Below are 23,314 nucleotides of genomic sequence, written 5' to 3' on the forward strand. Positions count from 1 at the left end.
ATGCGCGGGTGCGCTCAGCGCAGTCGGCGCAGGTAGGGGTCGTGCTCCCGGCGCGGCAGCACACGGATGCGCACGTCCACGGCGGTGACGCCGTCCGGCCGCGCCAGCAGCGGGTTGAGGTCGGCCTCGGTGAGCTGCGGCAGGTCGTGGACCATCGCCGACAGCCGCAACAGGTGCTGCTCCAGACCCGCCAGGTCCACGGGTCCGGCGCCGCGGTGGCCGAACAGCAGCGGGGCGCAGCGCGGAGTGGTGATCAGGTCGTGAACGTCGCGGTCGGTGAGCGGCGCGAGCCGCGCCGCGTGGTCGGCCAGCAGTTCGGTGGCGGTGCCGCCGAGGCCGAAGAGGACCAGCGGGCCGAAGACGTCGTCGTCGGTGACACCGGCGAACAGCTCGGTGCCGCGCCCGGCCATGGGCTGCACGAGCACGCCGGTCATCGTCCCGGCGAAGCGGGCGGCGAGGTCGCGGCACGCGGCCCGCACCTGGGCATCGCCCTGCAGGTCCAGCACCACTGCGCCCTGCTCGCTCTTGTGCACCAGCCCCGGCCAGTACGCCTTGAGGGCCACCCGGCCGTCCGGGCCGGCCAGCCGGGCGGCCGCTTGGGCCGTGTCCTCCTCGTTCTCCGCCCAGGCCCAGGGCAGCCGCCGGATGCCGTAGCAGTCGAGCAACTCCGCGCAGCCGCGAGGGTCGAGCCAGCCGCCCTCCGGCCGATTCGCCAGGAAGCCGTCGACGAGGGCGCGGGCGCGCGCCGGGTCGATGCCGTCGAGGACGGGGTGGGCGCCTGGCGGGCGGGCCAGCCAGCGGGCCCGCTCGGCTGCGTGTGCCAGCGCCCGGGCGGCGGCGTCGGCGTCGGCGTAGGCCGGCACTGCGCCGCCCTGCGTGTGAGGCAGCAGCCGCACCTGCTCCGGCTGCCCGAGGACGACCGCGGCGACCGTTCGGGAGCAACGCCCGGCCAGCAGCCCGAGAACCGGGTCGTCGCCGGTCGCCGCGGCCAGCGCGGTGGGTGCCAGCGCCACCAGCACCGCGTCGACGGCGCCGTGCGCGGTCAGCCGTTCCACGCAGGCGCGCAGCGCCCGGGAGCCGACCGCGGCGGTGGCGTCGACGGGGTTGGCGGCGAACGCCCCTTCGGGCAGCACCCGCAGCAGGTCGTCGACCAGAGCCGCGGGCAACTCCGGTACCGTCAGGCCGGCTTCGGCGCAGGCGTCGGCCGCCAGGACGCCGACGCCGCCCGCGTTGGACACCACCGCCACCCGGCTGCCCGCGGGCAGCGGCTGAGACTGCAGGAGGGCTGCGGCGTCGAGCAGTTCGGACACCGACCGGGTGGCGGTGACCCCGGCCTGGGTGAACAGCGCCTGCCGGGTCATCGTCGGGGTGGCGGCGGCCGCCGTGTGCGAGGCGGCGGCCCGCCGTCCGGCGGCGGAGCGGCCGGCGTCGACGGTCAGCACCGGCATCCTGCGCGCCACCCGGCGGGCGGTGCGGGAGAAGGCGCGCGGGTTGCCGAAGGACTCCAGGTGCAGCAGCGCCAGCTCGGTCGTCTCGTCGGATTCCCACCACTGCAGCAGGTCGTTGCCGCTGACGTCGTACTTGTCGCCGAGCGAGACGAAGCTGGAGACGCCGATGCCGAGCCGGGTGAGCCCGTCGAGCAGCGCGATGCCCACCCCGCCGGACTGCACGGCGACCCCTGCGCGGCCGCGCGCCGGGCGGCGTGCGGCGAAGGTGGCGTCCAGACGTACCGCCTCGTCGGTGTTGGCGATGCCCAGGCAGTTGGGGCCCACCAGTCGCATCCCGTGGCTGCGGCAGGCGTTCAGCAGCGCGGCGCCCTGCTTCTCGTCGAGCCCGGAGGACAGGACCACCAGGGCCCGTGCCCCCGCCTTGCCGCACTCCTCTGCCGTCGCCGGCACCGCGGCTGCGGGGACGGCCAGCACGGCGAGATCAGGCACGGCGGGCAGGGCGCCGACGGACGGGTAGCTGGGGGTGCGCTCGACGGCGTGGGCGTGCGGATTGACCGCCAGCAGCCGGCCGGCGAAGCCGCCGCGCCGCAGATTGCGCAGCACCGCCCGGCCGACGGAGCCGGGGCTGCGCCCCGCGCCGACCACCGCGATGCAGTCGGGCCGCAGCAGCGGCTGCAGGCTGGCGGTGTCGGCCGTGCGCCCCCGTTCCTCGCAGGCTTCGAGGTAGCGCTCGTCCGGCTCCAGCTCCACCGTGCAGCGCAGCTCCGAACCGTCGAGCCGGCGGGTCACGCGCAGCCCCACATCGGTGAAGACCTGCTGCACCTCGTGGTTGTCGGCCAGCGCGTCGGCGGTGAAGACCCGCACGCCGTCGGTGCGTGCCGCGTGCACCAGGTGCTCGAGCAGCAGCGTGCCGATGCCGTGGTGGTGCAGGTCGTCGGCGACCGTGAGAGCGAGATCCGCGCTCGCGGAGCCCGGCTCGGCCTTCTCGTATTCGGCCACCCCGACGATCCGCTCGCCCAACTCGGCGAGCAGCGCGGTGTGCCCGGTCCGCCCCGGGTCGCACGCCCGCTCCGCCGCCCAGCGGCCCGGCCGCGCGGCGGAGCTGAAGAACCGCAACCGGAGGTTCTCCGGCGACATCCACCGGTACAGCTCCAGCAACCGGTCGTGGTCATCCGGCCGCGCAGGCCGGATCAGCACGGTCCTGCCGTCTGCCAGCAGCGCGTGTGCGGCCTTGTCCTGCACGACGTCCGTCATCGCGGATCCCCTCTCGGTACGAGTCCGCTTTCAGCATCCGGCGCCGCCCCCGTCCGCCTCAGGGGCTGCCCGGGGCCGACCGCGGGGCCGAGAGTCCCGGCCCGTGTCCGGTCGACCGGCCCGGTCAGAAGGGCTGGCAGGTAAGGCTTCACGAGGCTCGTACTCGACCGCGCCGGGCAGGGGGCCCGGTGGTGCATCCCCGTGAGGGCCGGTCGGTGTCGATCGGAGCCGAAGCGCCCTTCATCCCCGCCCGCGGCCGCGCTCATGCTCGGCGACGACGAGTCCCGCCGACGGAAGGCAGACAGATGAGCACAGGGCGAGTGCTGGTGGGTTTCGACGGCTCGGTCCCTGCGGTGCGGGCCCTCGACCTGGCGGCGGAAGAAGCGGTGCGGCGGGGAGCCGCGCTGGAGATCCTCTACGCGCTGCCGGATGTGGACGGCGCCGCGCCCGTCCTCGCGGTCGCCACCGACCGCGTACGCGAGCGGCACCCCGGGCTGGAGGTCGTCGCCGTGCCGGTGGCCGGTGACCCGGTGAGCGCCCTGGTGAGCCGCGGCGGTACGGCCGTGCTGACGGTGGTGGGCAGCCGAGAGCTCGGCGGGATCGCCGGCCTGGTGGCCGGCTCGGTGAGCCGGCGCACCGCGGGACGGGCCGAGGGGCCGGTGATGGTCGTACGCGGCGACCGGCCCGCCCGTACGTCCCCCGGGCAGGGCCACGTCCTGCTCGTCGTCTGCGGCGACGACGAGGTGGACGCCGCGGCGTTCGCCTTCGCCGAGGCCCAGCGGCGCGGCGTCGGACTCCGCGTCCGGCACGCGGGGACGTACGCGCCGACGACGGCCGAGGCCTCTGCCGCACCCCGGGCCTCCACCGCCACCGATCCGGACCGCCGGGCGTCCCGGTCACGCGATCCCCGAGCCCTCGTCACCACCTCCGCGGCGCAGGACGCGGAGACCGGCGGACCCGTGCTGGCCGTCGCCACCCGCGGCCGCCGCCACGGCGCGCCCCGCGCGGTGCGCAGCCTGCTCCGTGATGCCCGCTGCCCGGTCGTCCTGGTTCCGGCCCGCTAGGGAGACCGCGAACCCGGGGCCCCGCGCGCCCGGCCCTGCCGCGACCGGCCCGCCCTGTCCGCTACCGGGCGTGATCGCGACTCGGCGCCTCGACCGTCGCCGATCACCCCGGAGTGCTCCCGCGCCCGCGGCAGCGGGCCGGCCCTCGCCCTCGGGGCCGAACAGTCCCTTGGCTCGCCGACCTTCGGGCCGATGCGAAGGCCCTCTTCAGGCCATCCGCAAACAGCCCCCCGCACGGGAGATTGAAAGCGCACAGACCGAATCGGAATCGAGACTTCACCTCAAGGGAGCGCAACCATGGCAGTGCACCAGCAGCCCCGACGGCACTTCGCCCTCCGCCTGCCGCAGTGGCGTGCAGGGCGCACGGCGAACGGGACCGAGGCGGCCGACGCGACCGCAGCGGCGACCACCACCTCGGCAGTCGGCTACGTCCTCGCAGGCGTCCGGCTGATCACCGGCTTCGTCTTCCTGTGGGCCTTCCTGGACAAGACCTTCGGGTTCAGCTACGCGACCCCGGGCAACAACGCCTGGATCGACGGCGGCTCGCCCACCGAGGGCTTCCTCGGCGGCGTCGCCGTCGGCCCGATGGAGGACACCTTCCACTCCTGGGCCGGTGACGCCTGGGCCGACTGGCTGTTCATGCTCGGCCTGCTCGGCATCGGCCTCGCCCTCGTCCTCGGGGTGGCGCTGCGGTTCGCCGCGGTGGCGACCACCGTGATGATGGCCCTCATGTGGGTCGCGGAATGGCCGCCGGCCCAGCACCTCTCCGACGGCTCGCCGAGCATGTCGACCAACCCCATCGTCGACTACCACGTCATCTACGCCGTCGTGGCCATCGCCCTCGCCGTCACCTACGCCGGCAACACCTGGGGACTCGGGCGCATGTGGGAGAAGCTCCCCTTCGTCCGCGACCACCGCTCGCTCCTCTGACCACATGACCCCACGACACGGCAGTCCGGGTACCCGCCGCGGTGCCCGGACCGCCGTACGTCACGCAGCGAGAGGAGACGGCACCGATGAACACGGCCCCACCCGGCGAACCGATCGGCACACCCCACGACGGGCTGGTGCCGCGACTGCACGGACTCCACGCCGTGGTGTTCGGCACCGACGGCGTCATCACCGACTCCGCCCGCGTCCACGCCGCGGCCTGGAAACCCGCCTTCGACGCCGCCCTGCGCGCCCACCCGCCCGCAGACCCCGCGCTGCGCGGCCCGTTCGACCCCGTCGAGGACTACCGGCGCCACGTCGACGGCAAGTCCCGCATCGACGGCGCCGCCGACTTCCTCGCCGCCCGCGGGCTGTCGCTGCCCCCGGGCACCCCGGGGGACCCCGCGGGCACCGACACCGTGTGGGCTGTGGCCGCGGCCAAGGAAGCAGCCTTCACCGCCCACCTGGACGAGCACGGCGTCGAGGCCTATCCGGGCACCGTGCACCTGCTGGACCGGCTGCGCCGGGCCGACGTGCCCTGCGCCGCCGTCTCCGCCTCCCGGCACGCCCGGGAGCTGCTGCTCCGCGCCGGCGTGCGGGACTACTTCGCCTGCCTGGTGGACGGTGCCGACAGCGCCCGCCTGGACCTGAAGGGCAAGCCCGCGCCGGACCTGTTCCTCGAAGCCGCCCGCCGGCTGCGGACCGAGCCGTCCGCAGCCGCCGTGGTCGAGGACGCCCTCGCCGGCGTCGAGGCCGGCCGCCGCGGCGGCTTCGACCTGGTCATCGGCGTGGACCGGACCAGCACCCAGGAGAGCGAGGCGGACCTGCGACGACACGGCGCGGACATGGTGGTCCGCGACCTGGCGGAGCTGCTGGAGCCATGAGCGACGACTGGAGCTGGACCTACGAGGGCCACGACCCGGCACAGGTGCAGCTGCGCGAGGCGCTGTGCACCTGGGCAACGGCTACGTCGCCACCCACGGTGCGCCCCCGAGACCGACGCCGACGACACCCACCACCCGGGCACCTACGCCGCCGGCGTCTACAACCGGCTCACGGTCGGTACCCTACGACGGCGCGAGCATCGCCGGGCTGCTCACCCTACGCGCCGTCGCCGGCGAGCCCGTCACCGCGGAGAAGACCGCGGCGCTGTACACCTCGCGGGACCCCGCCATCAGCGACCCGCTCCAGGCCGCCCGGCCCCGGGCGCGGGAAGCACCGGACTTCACCGCTCTCCTGACCTCCCACACAGCTGCCTGGGAGCACCTGTGGCAGCGCACCGAGCCGCACGAGCCCGGCGAGGCCGGGAACATCCTGCGGCTGCACACCTTCCACCTGCTGCAGACCCTCTCCCCGCACACCGCCGGCTGCCCGCGGCCCGCCGCGCCGCCGCGGCCGTCGGGTATTGCGGCGCGATGTACCCCCTGGCAGAGCGGCAGCGACGGCCGCGAGGAGCCCCAGGAGCTGCACCTCAACCCGCGTTCCGGCCACTGGCCGCCGGACCAAAGCCGACTTCGGCACCACGTGGGCCTGGTCTGCGCCCGCCGCCCTCGCCTCGCGCCGCCGGCCTCTCCGGTGGGTACGCCGACGCGATCCGTCCCACCGGGGTTCCTCGATCGTCGCGGTCGTCCCGGGCCGCTCGGCGGGCGGGTGCGGGCCGGGCAGCCACGGCGGTGGGCACCGGGAGGCCCTGCCGCCTGTGACCGGCGAGGACGAGGCTCTGAGTAGGAGCACCACATGGCGCGGAGCCGAAGGAGTCCACCATGATCCGACCCGTCGTCGCCGGCATCGACGGCTCCCCGGAGAGCCTGGCCGCCGCCGACTGGGCGGCGCGGGAGGCCCAGCGTCGCGGGGCGCCGCTCTCGCTCGTGCAGTCGTGGGAGTGGCCGCCGCGCGGTGTACCCGAGCTCGCCCACGACGACAGCGCCCGCTACCACGCGGAGCGCGTCCTGCGCACCACCGAGGCATCTCTGCGGTCCAGCTACCCGGGGCTGGCCGTCGCGGCGGCACAGAGCCCCGACCTGGCGGTGCCGATGCTGCTGCGGGCCGCTGAGGAGGCGGAGGTGCTGGCCCTGGGCTCCCGCGGGCTCGGCGGCCTGGCCGGCTTCCTGCTCGGCTCGGTCGGACTGGCCACGGTCGCCCGTGCCGCCTGCCCCGTGGTGCTGGTCCGGTCGGACCAGCGGCGGGAGGACGAGCACGAGCAGGACGCCGACGGCCCCGGCTCCGCAGCCGGCCGGCACCGTCGGGTGGTGGTCGGCGTCGGCTTCCGGCGGCCCTGCGACCCGCTCCTGGAGTTCGCCTTCGACGCCGCCGCACGCCGGCGCACCTCGCTGCTGGCGGTCAACGGCTGGCGAACGCCCCTGCCGTACTCCATCCCGCTGTCGGGGCCCGCCACGCAGGCGGACGCCGCACGCATGCTCGCCGCCGCGGTCGCCCCCTGGCGCCGCAAGTACCCGGAGGTCCGCGTGATCGAGGACGTGGCCACCGGTAGCGGCGCAGGGCACCTGCTCGACGTCGCCGCCGACGCCTCGTTGCTCGTCGTCGGCCGGCGGATCAGCCGCCCGCCGTTCGGCACCCGGCTCGGCCCGATCGCCCACGCCGTGCTGCACCACGCCCACTGCCCCGTCGCCGTCGTCCCCTACGACTGACCGCGGGCCCGCCCGCAGGAGGAAGAGGATCCGCATGGCCAAGAACATCTACGACTTCGACGAAGGCGGCCGCGAGATGGCCGGGCTGCTCGGCGGCAAGGGCGCCGGCCTTGCGGAGATGACCCGGATGGGCCTGCCCGTACCGCCCGGCTTCACCGTCACCACCGAGGCCTGCCGCTCCTACCTGCTCACCGGCGCCGAGCCGGCCGGCCTGCGCGATGAGCTGGAGCGGCACCTGTCCGTGCTGGAGCGCGCCGCCGGGCGGCGTCTGGGCGACCCGCACGCACCCCTGCTGCTGTCCGTTCGCTCCGGGGCGCGCTTCTCCATGCCCGGGATGATGGAGACCGTCCTGGACATCGGCCTGACCGACGCCACCGTGCACGGACTCGCCGGAACAGGGGGCGGGAAGCGCTTCGCCTACGACTCCTACCGCCGACTGCTGCAGATGTACGGATCCACCGTGCTCGGCCTCCACCGCGGCCTGTTCGAGAGCGCCCTGACGCGGCTGAAGACCGCGCGCGGCCTCGCCGACGACCGTGCCCTGACCGCCGATGACCTCGCCGACCTCGTCGAGGTCTACAAGGCGGTGATCCGCTCCGCCGCAGGAGAGGACTTCCCCCAGGACCCGCGTGAGCAGCTTCACCGCTCCGTACAGGCGGTGTTCCACTCCTGGAACTCCGAGCGCGCCCGCCTGTACCGCCGCCGCGAGCACATCCCCGACGACCTCGGCACCGCCGTGAACATCCAGATGATGGTCTTCGGCAACCACGGCCCCCGCTCCGGCACCGGCGTGGCCTTCACCCGCGATCCGGCCACCGGGCGGCCCGGCGTGTACGGCGACTACCTCGCCGGCGCGCAGGGCGAGGACGTCGTCTCCGGCGTCCGCGACGCCCTCCCCCTGGCCGAGCTGGAGCAGCTGGACCCCGCCGCGTACCGCGCGCTGCGCGGCTACCTCGCTCTGCTGGAGACGCACTACCGCGACCTGTGCGACGTGGAGTTCACCGTCGACGACGGCACGCTGTGGATGCTGCAGACCCGCATCGGCAAGCGCACCGCGGAGGCCGCCTTCCGTATCGCCGCCCAACTCGCCGACGAGGGCCTGATCACCCAGGACGAGGCGCTGGCCCGGGTCACCGGCGAGCAGCTCGGCCGCCTGCTGTTCCCGCGCTTCGCGGACAGCACCGGCCGGCGCCCGCTGGCGCACGGCGTACCGGCCTCGCCCGGCGCGGCCATCGGCGCCGCGGTCTTCGACTCCGCCGAAGCCGTGCGGCGCGCGGCGGCCGGGGAGAAGGTCGTCCTGATACGGCGTGAGACAACCCCTGACGACTTGCCCGGCATGGTCGCCGCGCAGGCCGTGCTGACCAGCCGCGGCGGCAAGACCAGCCATGCCGCCGTGGTCGCCCGCGGCATGGGCAAGGTGTGCGTCTGCGGCGCCGAGCAGCTGACCGTGGACCCGGCCGGGCGCCGCTTCACCACGCCGGACGGCACCGTCGTCGCCGAGGGTGACGTCATCTCCGTCGACGGCACCGCCGGCACCGTGCACCTCGGCGTGCTGACGCTGCGCACCTCCCCGGTGGCCGCCTACCTCGAATCCGGCGACGCCGGCGACCTCGTCGGCGACGACCTCGTCAGGGCGGTCGACCGGCTCCTGCACCACGCCGACGGCCTGCGCCGGATGGAGGTACGGGCCAACGCGGACACGCCCGAGGACGCCGCCAGGGCACGCCGGTTCGGCGCCCAGGGCATCGGCCTGTGCCGCACCGAGCACATGTTCCTCGGCGAGCGGCGCCGGCTGGTCGAGGCGATGATCCTGGCCCGCTCCGACACCGAGCGCCGCCAGGCGCTCAAGGCGCTGCTGCCGCTGCAGCGCGCCGACTTCACCGGCATCCTCGCGGCGATGGACGGCCTGCCCGTGACGATCCGCCTGCTGGACCCGCCGCTGCACGAGTTCCTGCCGGACCGCACCGCGCTGACCGCCCGTCTGGCGGCTGCCGAGGCCCGCGGCGAGACCCCGGAGCCGCACGACAGGGAGCTGCTGGCGGCCGTCGAGTCCATGCACGAGGTCAACCCGATGCTCGGCCTGCGCGGCGTACGCCTGGCACTTGTCGCCCCCGGCCTCATCGCCATGCAGGTCCGCGCCCTCGCCGAGGCCGTGGTGGACCGCCGCCGCGCCGGCGGCGATCCCCACGCCGAGATCATGGTGCCACTCGTCGCCTCCGCGACCGAACTGCGCCTGGTCAAGACGGAGATCAAGCAGGTGCTCGCCGAGGTCTCCACCGCCACGGGCACCGACGTCGACCTCTCTGTCGGCACCATGATCGAGCTGCCCCGGGCCGCCCTGACCGCCGGCCGGATCGCCGAGGAGGCGGAGTTCTTCTCCTACGGCACCAACGACCTCACCCAGACCGTGTGGGGCATGTCCCGCGACGACGTCGAGGCGGAGTTCTTCCCCGCCTACCTGGCGCAGGGCGTCTTCGACACCTCCCCGTTCGAGACCCTCGACCGCGACGGCGTGGGCCGCATGGTCCGGATCGCCACCGCCGAGGGCCGCGAGACCCGCCCCGGCCTGGTCACCGGAGTCTGCGGCGAGCACGGCGGCGACCCCGCCTCGGTCCGCTTCTTCGACCGGGCCGGGCTGGACTACGTCTCCTGCTCGCCGTTCCGCGTGCCCGTCGCCCGCCTGGAGGCCGCGCGAGCCCGCCTCGACGACGCGCACCGGCACACCGGCGACACCCGGTGAGACCGGCACACTGGGCGCGGAGCCGCGGCGGCGGCTCCGCACCTCATCCGTACAAGGACCCGCGTGGTGGGAGAGGGAGGCCGATACATGTCAGGAAGCGTCGTCGCCGCGATCGACGGCTCCGCGGGCAGCGCCGCTGCAGCGGAGTGGGCGGCGGGTGAAGCCGCCGCGCTGGGGGCGGAGTTGCTGCTGGTGTACGTCGTCGCAGACGAGCCGGAGCCGGGCACGCATAGCGCCGACGCGGATGCGGGCCCGCTGCTTGAGCGGGCCGCCGGGGAGGTGGCCGGCCGGTATCCGGCGCTGCGGGTCACGACCCGGCTGCGGCACGGCGACCCGGGGTCCGAGCTCGCCGCGGCCGGGGCGGAGGCGGAGGCCGGACTGCTGGTGCTGAGGGCGCCCGGTGCGGAGGGCTGGGAGCACGCGCCCGCCGGCGGCGCGGCGTTCGCCCTGACGGCCCGCGCGTCCTGCCCGGTGGTGCTGGTGCCGCGGGGGGAGCGGCAGAACGACGGCGACGAGGTGGTCCTCGGCGTCGACGCCCGGCACGCCGATCAGTCCGCCGTGGACCTGGCCTTCGCCACGGCCCGGCGCCGCGGAGCGGTGCTGCGCGCCGTGCACGCCTGGGGCCTGCCGCCCGCCGCCGAGCGACTGCCGTACACGGTGACGGAGGAGGACCGCGGCGCGTGGGAGGACCAGGAGCTCCAGCGGCTCAGCGACACGCTGCGCGGCTGGCGGGAGAAGTACCCGGCGGTGCACGTCCACGACGACCTGCGGCTGCTGCCCCCCGACGAGGCGCTGCCGGCGGCGTCCGCGCGGGCCGAGCGTATCGTGATCGGCCGCGGCGGCCCGGCGATGAGCCCCACCGCCCGCGCCGTCCTGCGCCGGGCCCGCTGCCCCGTGGTCGTCGTACCGACGACCTGACCCCCCGCCACGGGGCCTCACGTGTCGTACCGGAAGTCGGCTTTCTCACCAGCGGAGCACCCGGCCGTCTCGGCAGAGACGGCCCGGTGCTCTTCTTCGCGACGGGCGGCCCCTATCGCGCGGGGACCGGTTCGGGGACGGCGGCGTCGCCGTAGTAGGCCGCTCGCATCAGCTCCTGCATGTCGGCCAGCATCGGCATCCGCGGGTTGGCCGGCGCGCACTGGTCCTCGTAGGCGTTGAGGGCCTGCCGGGGCAGCGCTTCGAGGAAGCTCCGCTCGTCCACGCCGAGCTTCTGGAACGAGGGCTCGATGCCGACGGCGTCGCGGAGCCGCTCCACGGCCGCGGCGAGGGACTCCACGGCTTCCCCGGCGGTGCCGGCGGGCAGGCCGAGGGTGCGGGCGATGTCCTGGAAGCGCTCGGGTGCGCGGTAGTGCTCGTACTTCGGCCAGCCGGTGAGCTTGGCCGGCACGGTGCCGTTATAGCGGATGACGTGCGGCAGCAGCACCGCGTTCGTACGTCCGTGGGCGATGTGGAACGTCGCCCCCAGGATGTGCGACATGGCGTGCACGATGCCGAGGAAGGCGTTGCCGAAGGCCATGCCGGCGATGGTGCCCGCGTTGTGCAGCTTCTCCCGCGCCACGGGGGAGGCCGCCCGGTCGTTCACGGCAGCTTCGAGGTGCTCGAAGACCAGGCGGATGGCGTGCAGGGCGGGGCCGTCGGTGAAGTCGTTGGCGTAGACCGACACGTACGCCTCGATGGCGTGGGTCAGGGCGTCGAAGCCGCTGTCGGCGGCCAGCGCCGGAGGCAGGTCGGCGGTCAGCAATGGGTCGACGATGGCCACGCTGGGGGTGAGCGCGTAGTCGGCGAGGGGGTACTTCTTGCCGGTAGCGGGGTCGGAGATGACGGCGAACGGGGTCACCTCGGCGCCGGTGCCGGACGTGGTGGGAATGCACACCAGGCGGGCGGCCGCACCCAGGACCGGGAAGCGGAAGGCGCGTTTGCGGATATCGGAGAACTTCTGCCGCATGTCCGCGAAGTCGATCCCGGGCTGCTCGTACAGCAGCCACATCACCTTGGCGGCGTCCATGGGCGATCCGCCGCCCAGCGCGATGATGGTGTCCGGGCGGAACTCCCGCATCAGGTCCGCACCGTGCTGCACGGAGTCGATGCTCGGCTCGGGTTGGACGTTGTCGATGATCTGCAGGGTGACGGGCTCGCGGCGGCGTTGCAGCACGCGGCTGACGCGGTCGACGAAGCCCAGGCGGGTCATGGTCGCGTCGGTGACGATCGTGACGCGGTGGAGGTCCGGCATGGCAGCCAGGTACCGGATGGCCTGCGGCTCGAAGTAGATCTTCGGCGGGACCTTGAACCACTGCAGGTTGTTCTGCCGGGTGCCGACCCGCTTGATGTTCAGCAACTGCGCGGCGGAGACGTTGTTGGACACCGACGTACTGCCCCACGAACCGCAGCCCAGGGTCAGCGACGGCAGCAGGCTGTTGTAGACGCCGCCGATCGCGCCCTGCGAGGAAGGTGAGTTGACGATGACCCGCACGGTCTTCATCCGCATGCCGTACGCCTCGGCAAGCTCGCGGTCCCCGGTGTGGATGACGGCGCTGTGCCCCTGGCCGTGGAAAGCGACCATGTCGGCCGCCAGGTCGAAGCCCTGACGGGGTGAGCCGGCACGCAGCACGGCCAGCACCGGGCAGAGCTTCTCGCGGGTCAGCGGCTCGTCCGGACCCACGCGCGTCGCCTCGACGAGGATCAGGGAGGTGCCCTCGGGCACGCTGAAACCCGCCTGCGCCGCGATCCACGCCGGACTCCGTCCGACGGCCGCGGCGTTGACCTTGGGCTCGCAGCCCGCGTTCGAGGCGCCGACGGGGAAGAGGAACGCCTCCAGCTTCGCCTTCTCCGCGGCGGTGGCCACGTAGGCGTGCAGGGTGCGGAACTCGGCGAGCGCCGCGTCGTAGACCTCGGAGTCCAGGATGACGGCCTGCTCGGAAGCGCAGATCATCCCGTTGTCGAACGACTTGGACAGCACCAGGTCGTTCACGGCACGGCGCAGGTCGGCGCTCTTGTGGACGTAGGCGGGAACGTTGCCCGCGCCCACGCCGAGCGCGGGCTTGCCCGCCGAGTAGGCGGCCTTGACCATGCTGTTGCCGCCGGTGGCCAGGATCAGCGAGACCCCCGGATGGTGCATCAGGGTCCGGGTCGCCTCGACGGACGGCTCCTCGATCCACTGCACGCAGTGCGCCGGCGCGCCCGCGGCCACGGCCGCGTCGCGCACGATCCGGGCCGCCTCCGCGCTGCACCGCTGGGCCGAGGGGTGGAAGGCGAAGACCACCGGGTTGCGGGTCTTCAGCGCCATCAGCGCCTTGAAGACGGTGGTGGAGGTCGGGTTCGTGACCGGGGTGATCGCGCACACCACGCCCACCGGCTCGGCGATCTCGACCATGTCCTCGGTCTCGTCGCGGGCGACGACACCCACGGTCTTCATCCGGCCCATGCTGTGCGTGACGTGCTCGCACGCGAACATGTTCTTGACCGCCTTGTCCTCGAAGACGCCGCGGCCGGTCTCCTGCACCGCGAGCAGCGCCAGCTCGGTGTGCCGGTCCAGGGCCGCGACCGACGCCTTCTTCACGATGTGGTCGACCTGCTCCTGGTCCAGCGACGCGTAGTCGCCGAGCGCCTTCAGGCCATTGGTGACCAGCCGGTCCACGGCTACGGCGGTCTCGGAGGGCCCGGTCTCGGGTGTGGTCGTGCGGTTTCGCTCGTCCTGGCCGGTCATGGCGATGTGCCTCCGTAGTCGAGTTCTGCCGCGCGGCTCAGCACGCGCGCAGGCCGTGTGCGGCGAAGCGGTCTCGGACCCGCCGCACGAGGCCCCGGTCCGGCACCGGGGTGTCGCGCAGCGGGAAGGGGATGCCGAGCGCGTCGTACTTGGCGGCGCCCAGCTTGTGGAACGGCAGCACGTCCACCCGCTCGACGTTGCCGAGGCCGGAGAGGAACGCGCCGAGGGCATCGACGCTCGCGTCGTCGTCCGTCCAGCCCGGCACGAGGACGTAGCGGATCCACACCGGGACACCCAGCCCTTCCAGCCTGCGGGCGAAGGCGAGCGTGGGGGCGAGCCGGCCGCCGGTCAGCCGGCGGTAGGCGGCCGGGTCGTAGGACTTGACGTCCAGCAGGACGAGCTTCGTGTGCCGCAGCAGCGCGTGGCTCGCGCGGGTGCCGAGGAAGCCGGAGGTGTCCAGCGCGGTGTGCAGGCCCAGGGCCCGGCACCGGCGCAGGATCTCCCCGGTGAACGCCGCCTGCAGCAGCGGTTCTCCGCCACTGAGGGTGACCCCGCCGCCCGCGGCCTCGAGGAACGGACGGTGCTGCTCGATGCGGGCCATCACCTCGTCGGCCGTGGTGCGCCGGCCGTCGCGCATGCGCCAGGTGTCGGGATTGGCGCAGTACAGGCAGCGCAGCGGGCAGCCGCTGAGGAAGAGCACGAACCGGGTTCCCGGGCCGTCCACGCCGGTGGACAGGTCCCAGGAGTGGACCCGGCCCACCGGCGCGGCCACCTTCTCCACGGTGCTCATCGGGAGTCGTGGAACGTGCGGCCGATCACGTCGAGCTGCTGCTCGCGCGTCAGGCGGACGAAGTTGACCGCGTAGCCGGAGACACGGACGGTCAGCTCCGGGTACTTCTCCGGGTGCGCCATCGCGTCCTCCAGCGTCGCCCGGTCCAGGACGTTGACGTTCATGTGGAAGCCGCCGGCGGCGACGTAGCCGTCCAGCAGGCCGACCAGGTGGCCGGCGCGTTCGGCCGGGTTGTGGCCCAGGCCCTCCGGGGTGACGGTGGAGGTGAGCGAGATGCCGTCGCGGGCGTGGTCGTACGGGAGCTTGGCCACCGACAGCGCGGAGGCGGCCATGCCGTGCCGGTCGCGCCCGTTCATCGGGTTGGCGCCGGGCGCGAAGGGGGCGCCGGCGCGGCGGCCGTCGGGGGTGTTGCCGGTGTGCTTGCCGTAGACGACGTTCGAGGTGATGGTCAGCACCGACTGGGTGTGCTCGGCGTTGCGGTAGGCGGGGTGGCGGCGCACCTTGGCCATGAAGGAGCGCACGAGGCCGACGGCGATGTCGTCGGCGCGGTCGTCGTTGTTCCCGTAGGCCGGGTAGGCCGGTTGGGTCTCGGGGCCGCCCTCGGTCTCGTAGTCGACGGCGAGCCCGGTGGCGTCGCGGATCACCCGCACCCGCGCATGCTTCACGGCCGACAGGCTGTCGGCGGCGACGGACAGGCCGGCGATGCCGCAGGCCATGGTGCGGTGCACCGGGTGGTCGTGCAGCGCCATCTCCAGCCGCTCGTAGGCGTACTTGTCGTGCATGTAGTGGATGACGTTCAGCGCGTCGACATACGTGGCCGCCAGCCAGTCCAAGGTGCGGTCGTACGCCGCGGACAGCTCGTCGTAGTCCAGATACTCGCCGGTCAGCGGAGCGGTGGGCGGGGCGATCTGCTCACCGGTCAGCTCGTCGCGGCCGCCGTTGATCGCGTACAGCAGTGCCTTGGCGAGGTTGACGCGGGCTCCGAAGAACTGCATCTGCCTGCCCACCGTCATCGCCGAGACGCAGCAGGCGATGGCGGTGTCATCGCCGGTGACCGGACGCATCAGCTCGTCCGACTCGTACTGGATCGCGCTGGTGTCGATCGAGGCCTGGGCGCAGAACCGCTTGAAACCGGCCGGCAGCTTCGGCGACCACATGACGGTGAGGTTCGGCTCGGGTGCCGGCCCGAGGTTGTACAGGGTCTGCAGGAAGCGGAAGGAGGTGCGGGTGACCAGCGGCCGCCCGTCCGCGCCGATGCCCCCGATGGACTCGGTGACCCACGTCGGGTCGCCGGAGAACAGCGCGTCGTACTCCGGGGTGCGCAGGAAGCGCACGATGCGCAGCTTGACGACGAAGTCGTCGACCAGCTCCTGCGCCCGCGATTCGTCGATGACGCCGTCGTCGAGGTCGCGCTGGAGGTAGACGTCGAGGAAGGTGGAGGTACGGCCCAGGGACATCGCGGCACCGTTCTGCTCCTTCACCGCGGCCAGGAACCCGAGGTACAGCCACTGGATCGCCTCGCGCGCGCTCTGCGCGGGACGGCTGACGTCACAGCCGTACGAGGCGGCCATCCGCTCCAGCTCGCCGAGCGCCCTGATCTGCTCGGCCAGCTCCTCGCGGTCCCGGATCACCTCGGCCGTCGACGGCTCGGCGTCGAGCAGCGCGCGCTCGGCGCGCTTGGCCTCGACCAGCCGGGCGGTGCCGTGGAGGGCGACGCGGCGGTAGTCGCCGATGATCCGGCCGCGGCCGTAGGCGTCGGGCAGCCCGGTGATGATCCCGGCCTTGCGGGCGCGGCGCATCTCGGGCGTGTAGGCGTCGAAGACACCGTCGTTGTGGGTCTTGCGGTACGTGCCGAAGACCGCCGTGACGAACGGGTCGGGCTCGAAGCCGTAGGCGCGCAGCCCGTTCTCCACCATCCGCAGGCCGCCGTTGGGCATGACAGCCCGCTTCAGCGGAGCGTCGGTCTGCAGCCCCACGATCAGCTCGCGGTCCTTGTCGATGTACCCGGGCGCGTGAGAGGTGATGGTCGAGGGAGTGGCGGCGTCGACGTCCAGCACGCCCTTGCGCCGCTCCTCCGGAAAGAGCCCGGCCACCGCGTCCCACACCGCGCGGGTCCGCTCGGTCGGCCCGGCGAGGAACGAGCCGTCGCCCTCGTAGGGCGTGTAGTTGGCCTGGATGAAGTCCCGCACGTCGATCCGCTCGCGCCACCGCGCGCCACGGAATCCACGCCAGGCGCGCTCCGCCGTGCTTCTGCCGTCGTGGGCCGTCACCGTCATCGTCCCGCCCCTTACGCGTCCAGGATCGACCAACTGTTCTCCGCTTTCCATGCTGGAGTTGCGTCGGCTGTGTGAGACGGGGCCGCAGGGCTCGGACTGCCGTCCGACTGGCCCCCGCCCGCGTACCACTAGGTGTAGGAGGCCAGGCCGTTCGTTACGCCTTCGCATAGTCTCCGGGCTGGTGGTTGATCTCCTGCTCCGCTGTGGCGTCGGTGGTAGTTGTCATGGATGTTCCAGATGCCGAGAGCCTCACGGCGCTGGTCTTCGGACAGCCAGGTTCGGGCGTAGAGGAATTCTTCGGCGATGATCCGGTTATAGCGCTCCACTTTGCCTCGCATTCCGATCCCGGCTTGGTCGGGTGGCGCATGCAGGGAGGTCTGGCATGGCTTCGACGGGCACGCTGCCGCTGTTCGAACCCGCCTGCCGACCCGGGCGTGCTGGTGAGCGGGCGCACCCCGGCCACCCGCTTTTCTCGTGACGGCACCGGCGGAACCAGCTAACGCCAGTGCGATGCCGGTGCAGATGTCTAGTGCTGTTACCGCATAGGTTCGCCGGGTTGGTCAGGACGCCTGGCCCCCTCCTTCCTTGCCTCTGCGTCGCGCCACCAGGCCACGCCGAGGGGCACCAGGGAAACAAGGAAGACCGCAAGCGTGACGGGCCAGATCCAGCCCTGAACGTCGGCGGTCTGTGTCGTGCGCCACTGCACCCAGCACAGCGGCAGGAAGGCGGTGCCGAGGACGGCGTTCATCATCAACAGCGCACTGACCAGGCGCTGGGCCGAAGCAGCGGTGGCCGGACGGCCGTTCATGACCGAGGCGGCCTTTCCCCACTGATCCTGCGGCTCGGGCACCGCGTCAAGCGGCGTTACGCGCGCCGCGCCGACCGCGCAGGTGAGGACGACCACCGTGGCCCCGGCGTAGACGAACACCGGCAGGAACACGGTCCACACGCTCTTGTCCGTCCAGGCGTCCACGCCCTCCAGGCCGATGCGCCCGGGCACCCGCTCGGGCAACTGTGAGTACCGCACCGCGCCCCAGACCACCATGGTGCCGAGCAACAGCAGGCTCGGCATCAGCCACATCCACCACGTCCTTCTCTGCCGGGTCACGGTGCTGGTCGCCACGTCGCGTCTCCCTTTGTCGCAACCCGTCTCTGTCGTCATGCCCATTCAACATATGGTGCGCCACCACAAGTTCGCCGGGTTGGTGCCGCGGCGGTTGGCTGGGCGGTGACGTCCGTTCCGGCAACCGTGAGGTGAGGTGGCCGAGCCCGTGCGGGTGCGCAGACTGACCGATCAGGAAGGGCAGAAGCTGCAGCAGATGGTGCGCCGGGGCAGCACCAGCTCGGTGCGCTATCGCCGGGCGGCGATGCTGCTGGCGTCCGCCGGTGGGAACCGCGTTCCGGTAGTCACCCGGCTCGTCCAGGCCGACGAGGACACGCTGCGGGAAGTGATCCACCGGTTCAACGAGATCAACGGCCACTTCGCCACGCGCGGCGCCGTTCCCGAGTCCCACGCCGACGGGCCCACTACCCGGGCACGTACGCCGCTGGCGTCTACAACCGACTCACCTCCACCGTCTCCGGCCGGCAGGCCGAGAACGAGGACATGGTCAACCTGCCGAACTGGCTGCCGCTGCGCTTCTACGCCTGCCCCCGCACGGTGACGTCCCCGGCCGCTGGCTGACCACAGCCGACGCCGACCCCGCCGCGTACCGGCAGCACCTGCGGCTGCGCACCGGGGTGCTGAAGCGCAGCGCGGTCTTCACCGGCCTCCAGGGACGCCGGATCGCGCTGTCCGAGAAGCACCTGCTGCACATGGGCGACCCGTGCCCGGCGGCCTTGCGCACCACGCTGACCCCGCTTGGCTGGTCGGGGACCCTGGAGGCCGAGGCGGCGCTCGACGGCTCCGTGACCAACTCCGGCGTCGAACGCTACCGTTCCCTCGCCGGCCGCCGTCTCACCCGCGCCCACACCGGCGCCGACGAGCCCGACACGGTGTGGCTGCGCTGCCGCACCAGCGACTCCGACGTACGCGTCGCGCTGGCGGCCCGGACCCGCGTCACGGGGCGAGACGACCGGCTCACGGTCAGTACGCGACGACGGCGCGCGCATCGCCGGTCTGTTCACCGTACGAGCCCTCGCGGGAGGGCCCATCACCGTCGAGAAGACCGCCGCGCTGTACACCTCGCGGGATGCTGCCATCGGCGACCCACTCACGGCCCCACGCGAACACGCCTCCCGGAGCCCTCACTTCACCGCGCTCATGGCCTCCCACACCGCCGCCTGGGAACAACTGTGGCAGCGCGCCGAGCTGCGCGTGCCCGGTGAGGCCGGGGACGTCCTGCGGCTGCACACCTTCCACCTGCTGCAGACCCTCTCCCCGCACACCGCCCACGTCGACGCCGGGGTACCGGCGCGGGGCCTGCACGGCGAGGCGTACCGCCGGCACGTCTTCTGGGACGAGCTGTTCGTGCTGCCGTACCTGAACCTCCACCTGCCGGAGGTCTTCCGCGCCCTGCTCGACTACCGCCACCGGCGCCTGCCCGCGGCGGCGCCATGGCCGGCAACCTCGACATGGTCTCGCGGCCTGACCGGACTGGAGACGCGCGAGGACGCGCTGTGGCTCGACCCCGTACCACTGCCGCAGATGTCCGAGTACGCCCTTCGCGTGCGCTACCGCGACCACTGGGCCATCGAGCTGCGCCTGCGCGCCGAGCGCCTTCAGGTTACGGTCCCGCCGTCCACGGCCACGCGCCTCAGCACCATCACCGCCGCCAACCTCACCCCGGAGACGCATCGCTGAAAACGCACACTGACCATCAGCGTTCTCAAACCGCCTGGCACCTCCGCAGGTCAGCGAGCCGCAATCTGCCAGATGCGCTTCGGGGGACAATCGCCCGCCCTGGGGTCGCTTCGTGCCAGGTCAACCGGTCGTCGCGGCCTGGTCGGGCGGCTGGGCATCGTAGTTGACCACGCTTCCGAGGAAGGTTTCGGCGGCTCTCGCCCAGGAGCCGTCCGCGATCATCTGGTCGATCGCCGCGTGGATGTCGTCGCGTAGTTCCGTCTCGCCCTTGGGCAGCCCGACGCCGTAGAGGTTCTCGGCGCTGAGTTCCAGTCCTGCCAGCCGGTAGTCACTGGGGTCCCCACTCCGGGTGGCGTATCCGACGAGGAGGGAGTCGTCGGTGGTCAGTGCATCGACCTCACCCTTGTCCAGGGCGGTGAGGCATTCTCCGTAGGAGGCGCGCTCCGTGAGGTCCGCGCCCGGTGCCCCTCCCTCTTTCACGACCTGTGCGGAGGTGGAGCCGGTGACCGAGCACAGCTTCATGTCGTTGAGGTCTGTCACATCGGGAGCCCGGTCGCCGGCGCGCATCAGCAGGTCCTGGCGGGCGGAGAGGTAGGGGCCGGCGAAGTCGACCTCTTCCTTCCGCGCGTCGGTGATCTGATAGCGGGCGACGACGAAGTCGACCTCGCCGCGCACAAGGACGTCGGTGCGCTCGGTGGCGGACACTTCCCTCCACGTGATGTCCTCGACCTCGACGCCGAGTTCGCCGGCAACGTACCTGGCGACGTCGACCTCGAATCCGGCGTACTCCCCGTCCTGGTCGCAGTAGCTCATGGTCGACTGGTCGGGCATGATGCCGATCGTCAGACCCTCCCGCCCCTTACCGCCACCGGAGGCGGACTCGGCCGGGGAGTCGGCGGCGCACTCGGTTGGCGAGTCGCCCGCTGTCGCACCGTCACCGCCCGACGGCAGCAGCCATACCGTCGTCGCCGCCGCGAGCGCTGCGACGGCCAGGGCGGCCGCGGCCACCGTCGAGCCCCGGCGTCGCGGCGGTGCCGGGAGCGCTGGCGGCACCGCCCCGGTCAGCCGCCGGTACGCCGGTAACTCCGCCAGCGCGTACGTCACGCCGCACCGCCCGACGACATCCAGGGGGCCGGGCCGCTGCGCCGGGTCCCGGGCGACGCACTGCCGGATGAGCTCGGCCAGCCCGGATTCCACTCCGTCGACATCGATCTCGCCGTGCACGACACGGTAGCTCACGGCCGGCCACTCCCCGCCGCCGTACGGCGACCGGCCGGTGGCGGCGGCGGCCATCGTCGCGCCGAGCGCGAAGACATCCGCCGCCGGGCCCGCCTCGCCGCCCAGCAGCACCTCGGGCGCGGTGTAACCGGGGGTACCCGGCATCTGCCCCGTACGGGTGAGCTGCGTGTGCTCCGCCGCCCGGGCGATACCGAAGTCGATCAACTGCGGCCCTCCCGGGGCCAGGATGACGTTGTGCGGCTTCACGTCCCGATGCACCACCCCATGCCCGTGCACCGCAGCCAGCGCCTCCGCCAGCGCCGCGAACAGCCCCCTGCACAGGGTGGGTTCGAGGGACGTACCGCGCGATGCCTCCAGCAACGTCGGGCCCGGCACGAACTCCGTCGCCAGCCAGTACGGCGGCACGTCCAGGGAAGCGCCGACGAGACGAGCGGTGTACGGGCTGCGCACCGCCCGCACCGTCGCCACCTCACGCCGGAACCGGACCAGGGCATCGGCATCCTCCGCGAAATCCTCGCGGATCACCTTGATCGCCACCTGCATCCCACCCGGCGACCGCCCCAGATACACCCGCCCCATACCGCCACTACCCAGCCTGGCCAGCAGCCTGAACTCCCCCAGACGCTTGGGATCCTGGCTTCTCAAATCCTCCACGCCCGCCACTCTTGCAGAGCAGCATGCACGAGGCCGAGCAGAAGACGGACTGCAACGCCACTTCCGATCCCCATCCCAACAGACAAGGGACACCAACGGGAGACGAACTCCGAGGGGCCAACGCCTGAGACAGCTACGGAACACCAGGTCAATCGGTCATGCCGGCGTCGAGGTCGATGTACGTGCCACGGTCGAGTGCCGAGCCAGTCTGCGCTGCGCGAGCTTCTGCGACACGTAGGCGCATCGCGCGCTGCTGGGGCTGCCGGGCAGCAGTTTGCGCGGCCGTGGTGGCCTCGCCCGCAGGGTGGCCCGCGGAGTCGTCTGACCTTTCATCCGGTCACATGCGGCCGGAAATGCTCCCGGCGGTGGCGGCCGCGATCCGCGACCGCCACCACCGGTGCCTCAGGTCAGTCAGCCAGGGGAGGCGTACCCTCACAGCCGAACCCGAGCACCGCCACTGGCACAGCGGCCAGCCCCGTATCACAGGTGAAGCTGCGGTTCGGTGTGTTGACGATGAAGGGGCCGTTGATCACGCCAATCCTCGGCGCGCCCGGCGACGCGGTGCAGTCGAAGCCGGTGACGAGACTGAATGTCTTGACACCTTCGTCGCAGTCGTACGTCGGAACCTGCTGCTGAGTCGGCTGGACGGCGAGCGCCGTTCCGGTGGCCGAGGCCGTCAGCGCCAGTGCGGCGACAGCGCCGACCGCCATGACACGCGCGGAACGCCGGGTCGATCGCATCCTGTTCATCACTTTTTTGCTCCAAACTGTGTGAGATCACCATGAGCACCGAACGCGAGAGAGGATTTCCTTCCGGGATGCCGGCACAACGCTCGGCATTCAGCAGGATCAGACTGAACCTCTCCAAATGACGTCAACAGGGCGCGAGACGGGGGCGAAGATGCGTTTTCGGCCGCGTCAGTTGCGGTTCCACCGCCAAGTGTTCTGATTGCCGACCTTCCGTCACCATTCGCGGGTCTTCCTTACGCAACGAATCGTTCGCACACTCTGATCGCGCCGGTGGTACATCTCAGAGTCACGCGCTCCACCTTTCGGATGAGTTCGCACACCTGTTGTTGCGCTTGAGTTCCTCGTGTGGAGTATTGGAATCGTCCATCCGGTGGACCGCCCGCCCTCTCCAGGGAATGTCAATCGGCATCGGAGGTGTGATCACGACAGTTGGCAAGAAGTGTGCGGCTCTTGCGCTGTGGCCGGCTCATCGCCAAGGTGTGTGCGGACGCCGCCACCACGGCAGGTGGCGCCAACAACAGCCGTCGGTACGTCGCGCATTGCGGGCACCTGCCTGGGCCGGAGCGAGGACATTCGGTTCGTCGCTGAGATGGCCAACGCAGTCATCCCCCGCCGGGGAGGCATGTCCCCGGTCCGTCCACTGAGGCCATCTTCCTTGAGGACATTCGCCCTTTTTCTAGCAGGATCCGAAAACGCATCCTGCACCACCTAACTGGCCCTTATATCGCCCCCGCAAGCAGCTTATGGCGGCAGGAATTCGGGTAAACATTCTTCATGATCGGATAACACCGGAAGGACAGTCCAGTGCTGCATTCGAAGATTGTCATCCTCGCCGATTGCCCGTTCACGATTCCGCTCTTGCCGCATTCGGCCGAGACCGACCACGAGAGCAAGGTCAAGATTCTCCAAGGGAACGGTTATGAGCACTTTGAATTCCGCGGCGAATATGTCGAGGTGAGCGGAATTCTCACGCCGATCTACCAATGGCGCAATCGCACCTTCATCGCGGAATAGCC

At 72.2% G+C, this 23,314-nt stretch carries 17 protein-coding genes and 3 pseudogenes; 11 read left to right on the forward strand and 9 right to left on the reverse strand.

Translation table 11 applies throughout. The features are described 5' to 3' along the window. Nucleotides 1–14: 14 nt before the first annotated feature. Nucleotides 15–2,702 (reverse strand): GNAT family N-acetyltransferase, encoded by a 2,688-nt coding sequence (locus O7599_RS05240; RefSeq protein WP_281620912.1) that lies wholly within the window; start codon nt 2,700–2,702, stop codon nt 15–17. A 305-nt stretch (nt 2,703–3,007) separates the two neighbouring features. On the opposite strand from O7599_RS05240, the gene O7599_RS05245 reads away from it, so the two are divergent. The 3 genes from O7599_RS05245 to O7599_RS05255 all read left to right on the forward strand — a co-directional run bounded on the left by O7599_RS05245 (nt 3,008) and on the right by O7599_RS05255 (nt 5,580). Then, nucleotides 3,008–3,766: a universal stress protein gene (locus O7599_RS05245; RefSeq protein WP_281620913.1), complete on the forward strand. Its 759-nt coding sequence runs from the start codon at nt 3,008–3,010 to the stop codon at nt 3,764–3,766. A gap of 297 nt (nt 3,767–4,063) precedes the next feature. Continuing rightward, a complete protein-coding gene (locus tag O7599_RS05250; RefSeq protein WP_281620914.1) occupies nt 4,064–4,696 on the forward strand; it encodes a DoxX family membrane protein in 633 nt (210 codons plus the stop codon). Nucleotides 4,697–4,782: 86 nt separating this feature from the next. Then, nucleotides 4,783–5,580, forward strand: coding sequence for an HAD-IA family hydrolase (locus O7599_RS05255; RefSeq protein WP_281620915.1), 798 nt, complete (start codon nt 4,783–4,785; stop codon nt 5,578–5,580). A 183-nt stretch (nt 5,581–5,763) separates the two neighbouring features. Here the strand turns inward: O7599_RS05255 and O7599_RS36845 are convergent, their stop codons facing one another. Then, a complete protein-coding gene (locus O7599_RS36845) occupies nt 5,764–5,925 on the reverse strand; it encodes a hypothetical protein (protein ID WP_348652645.1) in 162 nt (53 codons plus the stop codon). Nucleotides 5,926–6,160: 235 nt separating this feature from the next. Here O7599_RS36845 and O7599_RS36850 point away from each other — a divergent pair, with 235 nt between their 5' ends. The 4 genes from O7599_RS36850 (at nt 6,161) to O7599_RS05275 (ending at nt 11,002) form a co-directional block, all read left to right on the forward strand. After that, complete coding sequence (locus O7599_RS36850) at nt 6,161–6,424, forward strand: hypothetical protein (RefSeq protein WP_348652621.1); 264 nt, start codon at nt 6,161–6,163, stop codon at nt 6,422–6,424. A gap of 35 nt (nt 6,425–6,459) precedes the next feature. Further along, nucleotides 6,460–7,344: a universal stress protein gene (locus tag O7599_RS05265; protein WP_281620916.1), complete on the forward strand. Its 885-nt coding sequence runs from the start codon at nt 6,460–6,462 to the stop codon at nt 7,342–7,344. 34 nt (nt 7,345–7,378) lie between these two features. Further along, nucleotides 7,379–10,084, forward strand: coding sequence for a pyruvate, phosphate dikinase (gene ppdK, locus O7599_RS05270; RefSeq protein WP_281620917.1), 2,706 nt, complete (start codon nt 7,379–7,381; stop codon nt 10,082–10,084). An 87-nt stretch (nt 10,085–10,171) separates the two neighbouring features. Continuing rightward, the gene (locus tag O7599_RS05275; RefSeq protein ID WP_281620918.1) at nt 10,172–11,002 is read left to right on the forward strand and encodes a universal stress protein; all 831 of its coding nucleotides are present in this window, start codon (nt 10,172–10,174) and stop codon (nt 11,000–11,002) included. Between the two features lie 112 nt (nt 11,003–11,114). Here O7599_RS05275 and adhE read toward each other — a convergent pair whose 3' ends face one another. The 5 genes and pseudogenes from adhE to O7599_RS05300 form a co-directional block, all read right to left on the reverse strand. Continuing rightward, entirely contained in the window at nt 11,115–13,787 is a 2,673-nt protein-coding gene (gene adhE / locus O7599_RS05280) for a bifunctional acetaldehyde-CoA/alcohol dehydrogenase (RefSeq protein ID WP_281620919.1), read from the reverse strand. A gap of 37 nt (nt 13,788–13,824) precedes the next feature. After that, nucleotides 13,825–14,577, reverse strand: coding sequence for a pyruvate formate-lyase-activating protein (gene pflA / locus O7599_RS05285; protein ID WP_281620920.1), 753 nt, complete (start codon nt 14,575–14,577; stop codon nt 13,825–13,827). Next, a complete protein-coding gene (gene pflB / locus O7599_RS05290) occupies nt 14,574–16,853 on the reverse strand; it encodes a formate C-acetyltransferase (RefSeq protein ID WP_281620921.1) in 2,280 nt (759 codons plus the stop codon). Before pflB ends, pflA begins: the two co-directional genes overlap by 4 nt. 128 nt (nt 16,854–16,981) lie before the next feature. After that, nucleotides 16,982–17,185: pseudogene (locus O7599_RS05295) on the reverse strand (integrase core domain-containing protein); the annotation flags it as partial. A gap of 203 nt (nt 17,186–17,388) precedes the next feature. Further along, nucleotides 17,389–17,976: a DUF1648 domain-containing protein gene (locus tag O7599_RS05300; protein ID WP_281620922.1), complete on the reverse strand. Its 588-nt coding sequence runs from the start codon at nt 17,974–17,976 to the stop codon at nt 17,389–17,391. A 136-nt stretch (nt 17,977–18,112) separates the two neighbouring features. On the opposite strand from O7599_RS05300, the pseudogene O7599_RS05305 reads away from it, so the two are divergent. The 3 genes and pseudogenes from O7599_RS05305 to O7599_RS36855 all read left to right on the forward strand — a co-directional run. Beyond that, a pseudogene (locus O7599_RS05305) lies at nt 18,113–18,325 on the forward strand (IS630 family transposase); the annotation flags it as partial. Further along, a pseudogene (locus O7599_RS05310) lies at nt 18,326–19,395 on the forward strand (glycoside hydrolase family 65 protein); the annotation flags it as partial. Continuing rightward, complete coding sequence (locus O7599_RS36855) at nt 19,369–19,656, forward strand: glycosyl hydrolase family 65 protein (protein WP_348652622.1); 288 nt, start codon at nt 19,369–19,371, stop codon at nt 19,654–19,656. The pseudogene O7599_RS05310 and the gene O7599_RS36855, both read left to right, overlap by 27 nt. 120 nt (nt 19,657–19,776) lie before the next feature. On the opposite strand, the gene O7599_RS05320 is transcribed toward O7599_RS36855, so the two are convergent. Both O7599_RS05320 and O7599_RS05325 read right to left on the reverse strand, forming a co-directional pair. After that, the gene (locus tag O7599_RS05320) at nt 19,777–21,549 is read right to left on the reverse strand and encodes a serine/threonine-protein kinase (RefSeq protein WP_281620923.1); all 1,773 of its coding nucleotides are present in this window, start codon (nt 21,547–21,549) and stop codon (nt 19,777–19,779) included. Between the two features lie 407 nt (nt 21,550–21,956). Further along, nucleotides 21,957–22,298: a hypothetical protein gene (locus O7599_RS05325; RefSeq protein ID WP_281620924.1), complete on the reverse strand. Its 342-nt coding sequence runs from the start codon at nt 22,296–22,298 to the stop codon at nt 21,957–21,959. Between the two features lie 804 nt (nt 22,299–23,102). Between O7599_RS05325 and O7599_RS05330 the strand changes: the two genes are divergently transcribed. Then, the gene (locus O7599_RS05330; protein WP_281620925.1) at nt 23,103–23,312 is read left to right on the forward strand and encodes a DUF5988 family protein; all 210 of its coding nucleotides are present in this window, start codon (nt 23,103–23,105) and stop codon (nt 23,310–23,312) included. The last annotated feature ends 2 nt before the right edge of the window (nt 23,313–23,314 follow it).

It is taken from the genome of Streptomyces sp. WMMC500, assembly GCF_027497195.1.
In the GTDB taxonomy this organism is placed as follows: Bacteria; Actinomycetota; Actinomycetes; order Streptomycetales; family Streptomycetaceae; genus Streptomyces.

Bases quoted from the DNA above. Each gene is read 5' to 3' on its own strand.
- O7599_RS05255 (WP_281620915.1), top strand. From the start codon at position 4,783: ATGAACACGGCCCCACCCGGCGAACCGATCGGCACACCCCACGACGGG.
- O7599_RS05245 (WP_281620913.1), top strand. From the start codon at position 3,008: ATGAGCACAGGGCGAGTGCTGGTGGGTTTCGACGGCTCGGTCCCTGCG.
- pflA (WP_281620920.1), bottom strand. From the start codon at position 14,577: ATGAGCACCGTGGAGAAGGTGGCCGCGCCGGTGGGCCGGGTCCACTCC.
- O7599_RS05275 (WP_281620918.1), top strand. From the start codon at position 10,172: ATGTCAGGAAGCGTCGTCGCCGCGATCGACGGCTCCGCGGGCAGCGCC.
- adhE (WP_281620919.1), bottom strand. From the start codon at position 13,787: ATGACCGGCCAGGACGAGCGAAACCGCACGACCACACCCGAGACCGGG.
- O7599_RS05265 (WP_281620916.1), top strand. From the start codon at position 6,460: ATGATCCGACCCGTCGTCGCCGGCATCGACGGCTCCCCGGAGAGCCTG.
- O7599_RS05250 (WP_281620914.1), top strand. From the start codon at position 4,064: ATGGCAGTGCACCAGCAGCCCCGACGGCACTTCGCCCTCCGCCTGCCG.
- ppdK (WP_281620917.1), top strand. From the start codon at position 7,379: ATGGCCAAGAACATCTACGACTTCGACGAAGGCGGCCGCGAGATGGCC.
- O7599_RS05325 (WP_281620924.1), bottom strand. From the start codon at position 22,298: ATGAACAGGATGCGATCGACCCGGCGTTCCGCGCGTGTCATGGCGGTC.
- O7599_RS05240 (WP_281620912.1), bottom strand. From the start codon at position 2,702: ATGACGGACGTCGTGCAGGACAAGGCCGCACACGCGCTGCTGGCAGAC.
- pflB (WP_281620921.1), bottom strand. From the start codon at position 16,853: ATGACGGTGACGGCCCACGACGGCAGAAGCACGGCGGAGCGCGCCTGG.